Here is a 4,869-nt window from a genome sequence, read left to right as displayed (position 1 = left end):
ACCGACAGCACAGGCACCTTCAGCTTTTGGGTAGTTCCAGGCAGCTATACCATTGTGGTGTTCCTACCCGATGGCAGCAGTGTCACCCAGTCGGTCACGCTACAATCTACCAACCAGCCGGTGACCCAAAATGTGATCCTGCCCTAGCCGTAGGTCTATAAAACAAGCTGCAAAGGCGCCGTCCGCTAGGACGCCCGCCGCGAGGTACCCCTCTCCCTGTAGGGGGTGGGGCTGTAGGGGGTACCCTTGAGGTTACCCCAATTGGATTGCCGTGTTCTATTGGGTAGGCACAAAGCCTGCCCCTACGGTGCAGGTTGGTTCATAGTGATGGTTGTAGAGGGTACCCTTGAGGGAAAAGGTGCAGTGCGCAGCACCATCGCCCTTGAGGCGCTCATCACGAGGTGACCGCTCCCAGTTTGGGTAGGGATTAGAGGCTTACAATGGGGGAACCAACAGTTGGCCCGTTCCTTCCCTTTCCCGCATCGGTGATGGACTGCAAAAAAGCGCGCCTGGAGGGATTCGAACCCCCGACACCCAGTTCCGAAGACTGGTGCTCTAATCCACTGAGCTACAGGCGCGAGCACCTTTAAATTACCTCAAACCGCTCCTTTTTGCAAAGGCCCTTGGGCAAGAGGCTCTTTTCTATTGACAAAAGTCCCTTCCCTCCGTCATAATAAAGCCCCTTGACAATTTTCATAGTCGCAGTGGCTGCGCGTCATCGCGTGGCTGAAATACGGGGGAAGTCCGGTGAGAATCCGGCGCAGTCCCGCTGCGGTATCCCACCCCAAACCTTCGGGTGTGGGTAAGCCCGAATGCCCGCCTGCGACGCATCACGTATGCCCTTCGAGAGAGAGGGTGTGATGCACGAACGTGTACTGGCAACTTCGTATCCCTTTTCAGCCTCAATAGTACATCCCTCGAGCATCCTCCTCGCTCCTCGAAGTCCGATCTGCCTCTTCTAAGGCCAGACCGAACAAAACCCAAGACGACGAAAGGAGCGAACCGTATGCAAGTCAAACTTTTTACAAAGAGCGCCCAGCGCGCATTCACCTTAATTGAGCTGCTAGTGGTTATAGCTATAATAGCTATACTGGCAGCCATTCTCTTCCCCGTCTTCGCCCAAGCGCGAGAAAAGGCCCGGCAGATCAGCTGCGCCTCCAATCTGCGCCAAATCGGCCTCGCCACCCAAATGTATCTCGAAGACTACGACGAGACCTTTCCCCTCTATGTCTACTACGATGCCACCGGAGCCGAATACTGGATGGGACACATTACCGGCACCTACCCCAACGAGACCTGTGACCTAACCAAAGGCCCCCTCTACCCCTATATGAAAAACAAGGAGATGCAGCGCTGCCCCGATTGGACAGGGCAACTGCTTTACGGAGCCGACATCGGCTATGGCTACAACTGGGGCTATCTCGGCTCGGACTGCTACATGAACACCGCCTGTATGAGCGGGCAGCTATGGCCGCCGGTCAACCCGGCCACCCTGGCTTCGCTCAGCGCCCCTGCCGACAAGATCATGTTCTCCGATTCGGGCTACTACAACGCCCCTTGGTACGGAGGAAACGGCCAGATGGTGGAGACCCCAGCGATTGACCCACCGAGCCAATGGTATGGTACCCCTACAATGGATTTTCGCCACGTCGACTCGCATAAAACGGTGGATACGCAAACTCAAACCATCACCGAGCACGGGCTGGCGAACATTGTGTGGGGTGATGGGCATGTGAAGCCTCTGCATCAATCACAAGTTACCGACGCCATGTTCACCAGAGACTAAGGGCTTAACTCTATAGCCTAAACGCCCCATCCTCTAACTCCATCTACAGCGGCATAGGAGGTGAGGATGGGGCGTTTTTCTTTCTTCTAGCAACACAGCGGTCTTCGCAGATGAGGGGAAGGGCGTCGGCCTTGACGATGCAGCGGCCAGAGAGATAGACGATTAAGAGAATAAAACAGGCCGCTGAGTTGCCCACCGCAAGGTGCCCCTCGCCCCAATGGGGAGAGGGGTAGGGTGAGGGGCTGTAGGGGGTACCCTTGAGAGGTAGGGCGTCGGCCTTGAAAAGCCGGCAAGAGAGACGCCTGTCATCTCTTGTGAGATAGACGCCTGTCATTTCGAGCCGAAGGCGAGAAATCTTAAGTTTCAATTTACACCAGCTCTGAGGGAAAGGCACAATGCGCAGCACTGTCGGCCTTGAGGGATGGGCTGTAGAAACTGACGGTTAAGTGGAAACCGGTTCTAGAACCGATTTACGGATGCCTCGGCGCAAGTTAGTGGAGCACACCGTTGTTGCCCATGATAAGCTGATCCACAGGAACCCGCTAGCATGAAGTCCGACGCTGTTCTGCGCGAAGACGAAGAGACTCCAGCAGGGCATAGGGGGCGGGACGGTCACCCTCCACGTGGCCGAGATGAACCTGCGGCTTTACCGAATACCCGTGAAAATCCGAGCCGCCCGTGGTGAGCAGCCCTAACCGCTCGGCAAGCGCCAAATAGCGCGCCGTATCTTCCGGCGTATGGGCGTTATAGCGTGCCTCGATACCGTCTAAACCCATCGCTTGATAGCTTCGAATCCGCTCTTCGATGGCTTCAGGGCTACGTTTCAAATTATTCGGGTGTGCCAGCACGGCTACTCCCCCGGCCTGGTGAATAAGGGCAATGGCCTCTTCAGGGGGAAGCTTCTCTTTTGAGATACCCGGCAACACACCGTCGCCCAAATAGCGGTCAAAGGCCTCCTGCACGCTCGAAACCACGCCGAGTTTCACCATCACCTTGGCGAAGTGGGGACGGGCCAAAAGTTCCCCTTGGGCCTCCTGAGCAACGGCCTGAAGCGTAACCGGAATGCCCATCTGGTTCAGCCGCTCCACAAGCGCACGATTGCGGGCATCGCGTGCAGCCCGCAGCACCCCAAGTCGCTCCCTCAATTGGGCATCGGTGGGGTCTACAAAATAGCCCAGCAGATGACACTGTCCTTTGTCCACCACGGCACTTATCTCAATGCCGGGCACAACCTCAATGCCATATTTTCGCCCTGCCTCCAGCGCCTCCTCCACCCCCTCTACGGTGTCGTGATCGGTTATGGCGATGGCTTCCAAACCTAACTCTTTGGCAAGTTGAACCAACTCCGTTGGTGACCGATCGCCGTCGGAAGCCGTTGTATGGGCATGAAGATCGATCCCACCTTTAAAGCGCCGGTATCCCACCTGTTTCTCGTTCCTCCACTTCGGCCTCGCGCCGCATTGGGCACTTAGAGCCAACCTATTCTCCGTATACATTATGGCTTAGCAAAGCCTTCTCCTAAGCAGAGGCCTCATTCAAAAGAATATCTTTGAAGGAGATCGCTTTATGCGCAACCGACCGATCGTTGTGCTGATTCTGCTGGTAGTGTTTGCCTTAGGCCTAGCCGCCTATAGCTCTCGGGTGCATCCGGGAGGTGAACTGCCCCCCGAAGACCAAACCGACACCACCCAACTAACCCCCCCAGCTCCGTCGGCGCAAAGCTCCAAACTGCCCATTGCACAACAGGAGCAGCTCTTTGCCAAATACGAACCCACCGCCATTCACGCCACGCTTCAGGTGGAGGGCTTGGCGCCCATCGAGATAGAGCTTTATCCGAAAGCAGCCCCCAAAACCGTAGCCCATTTCGTAAAGCTCTGCAAGGAGGGGTTCTACAACGGAATCCTCTTTCACCGAGTCATACCCGACTTTGTGGCTCAAGCGGGCGATCCGGCCTCCAAAAAAGTTGACGGCAGAAAGCTGCGCGGCCTTAGCGACCAACAGGTGGCCATGAAGTATCTATTAGGCGCCGGCGGATCGGGGCAGACCGTTCCTTTCGAGAGGAACGACCTCACCAATTTGCCTGGCACCATCGCCCTGGCGCTCAGCGCACCGCGCACCGATACCGGCGATAGCCAGTTTTTCATCAATCTCGTGGATAATAAACAGTTGGACGGCGACTACTGCGTGTTTGGGCGGGTCGTTCAGGGGATGGATCAGGTGAAGAAAATCCAACAGGGCGATCGCATCCAAAGCATCGTCATCCACTAATTTTTACAGGAGGTTTTCTGTGAATCGCTTGCTTGTCCAAAAGGGAATAGGGGTAGCGGCCCTGTTCCTTGTCCTAAGTTTCAGGTGCCCCACCCTAGCCTTTGCGGCCAACCCCGAAGTGGCCCTGCAGTTTGCGAAAAAAGGCACCGTGGTTATTGAGCTTTTTCCGAAACAGGCCCCCAAAACGGTCGCTCATATCTTAGCGCTTGTGCGCCAAAAGTTCTACAATGGCATTAAGGTGCACCGTGTCGAGCCGGGCTTTGTGGTGCAGTTGGGCGATCCGGAAACCAAGGGGCTGCCCCCCAGCGAGTTTGCCGCGCATGCCATCGGCACCCACGGTTCCGGCACCACCGTTCCTCTAGAAGCCGGCTTGCCCAATAACAAGGGTACGGTGGGGCTTGCCCGCACCCAAGACCCCAACAGCGGCGATAGTCAGTTCTATTTCAACCTAAGCAACAACAATTTCCTCGACGGTAAGTACTGTGTGTTCGGCAAAGTGGTGCGCGGCATGAATGTGGTGGAGCATCTGCAGATAGGGGATACGCTTACCTCCGCCGTGGTTTTGCCGGAGGAAAAGCCGCATAAGGCAGCCTCGAAAACGCACCCTCCTAAAAAGTAGTCTCAACAGCACAGGGCGCTCCGCAAGGAGCGCCCTGAAGCCTCTCGGAGCTTAACCCTTTAACGCCGCCTCGTAGCGTTTGGCGACCTCGTCCCAATTCACGACGTTCCACCAAGCGTTGAGATAATCGGCACGGCGATTTTGGTACTTTAGATAGTAGGCGTGCTCCCAAACATCCACACCGAGAATGGGCTTT

Annotated in this window: 6 protein-coding genes, 1 tRNA gene and 1 riboswitch; of the genes, 3 read left to right on the top strand and 4 right to left on the bottom strand. The window is 56.1% G+C overall.

Features of this window, described 5'->3' with window-relative positions; translation table 11 throughout:
* Window positions 1–504 precede the first annotated feature (504 nt).
* Window positions 505–578: transfer RNA gene (locus VKV29_RS09925), tRNA-Arg, on the bottom strand.
* Window positions 579–688: 110 nt separating this feature from the next.
* Window positions 689–838, top strand: a riboswitch (cobalamin riboswitch).
* 168 nt (window positions 839–1,006) lie between these two features.
* Here VKV29_RS09925 and VKV29_RS09920 point away from each other — a divergent pair.
* A complete protein-coding gene (locus VKV29_RS09920; RefSeq protein ID WP_324201147.1) occupies window positions 1,007–1,786 on the top strand; it encodes a type II secretion system protein in 780 nt (259 codons plus the stop codon).
* Between the two features lie 43 nt (window positions 1,787–1,829).
* Here the strand turns inward: VKV29_RS09920 and VKV29_RS09915 are convergent, their stop codons facing one another.
* Window positions 1,830–2,153, bottom strand: coding sequence for a hypothetical protein (locus VKV29_RS09915; protein WP_324201146.1), 324 nt, complete (start codon window positions 2,151–2,153; stop codon window positions 1,830–1,832).
* 175 nt (window positions 2,154–2,328) lie between these two features.
* Window positions 2,329–3,210 carry a PHP domain-containing protein gene (locus tag VKV29_RS09910; protein ID WP_324201145.1) on the bottom strand — a complete coding sequence of 294 codons (882 nt, stop codon included), beginning with the start codon at window positions 3,208–3,210 and terminating at the stop codon, window positions 2,329–2,331.
* A 142-nt stretch (window positions 3,211–3,352) separates the two neighbouring features.
* Between VKV29_RS09910 and VKV29_RS09905 the strand changes: the two genes are divergently transcribed.
* On the top strand, window positions 3,353–4,054 hold the full coding sequence (locus VKV29_RS09905; RefSeq protein ID WP_324201144.1) for a peptidylprolyl isomerase: 702 nt from the start codon (window positions 3,353–3,355) through the stop codon (window positions 4,052–4,054).
* Between the two features lie 19 nt (window positions 4,055–4,073).
* Window positions 4,074–4,673 (top strand): peptidylprolyl isomerase, encoded by a 600-nt coding sequence (locus VKV29_RS09900; protein ID WP_324201143.1) that lies wholly within the window; start codon window positions 4,074–4,076, stop codon window positions 4,671–4,673.
* A 51-nt stretch (window positions 4,674–4,724) separates the two neighbouring features.
* On the opposite strand, the gene VKV29_RS09895 is transcribed toward VKV29_RS09900, so the two are convergent.
* A partial coding sequence (locus VKV29_RS09895) for a Fe-Mn family superoxide dismutase (protein ID WP_324201148.1) occupies window positions 4,725–4,869 on the bottom strand: 145 nt, incomplete at its 5' end.

Origin of the sequence: Chthonomonas sp., assembly GCF_035294165.1 — a bacterium.
Taxonomy (GTDB): Bacteria; Armatimonadota; Chthonomonadetes; order Chthonomonadales; family Chthonomonadaceae; genus Chthonomonas.
Note: the sequence above shows the minus strand (reverse complement) of the source record. Positions and strands in the feature narration are given on the sequence as shown.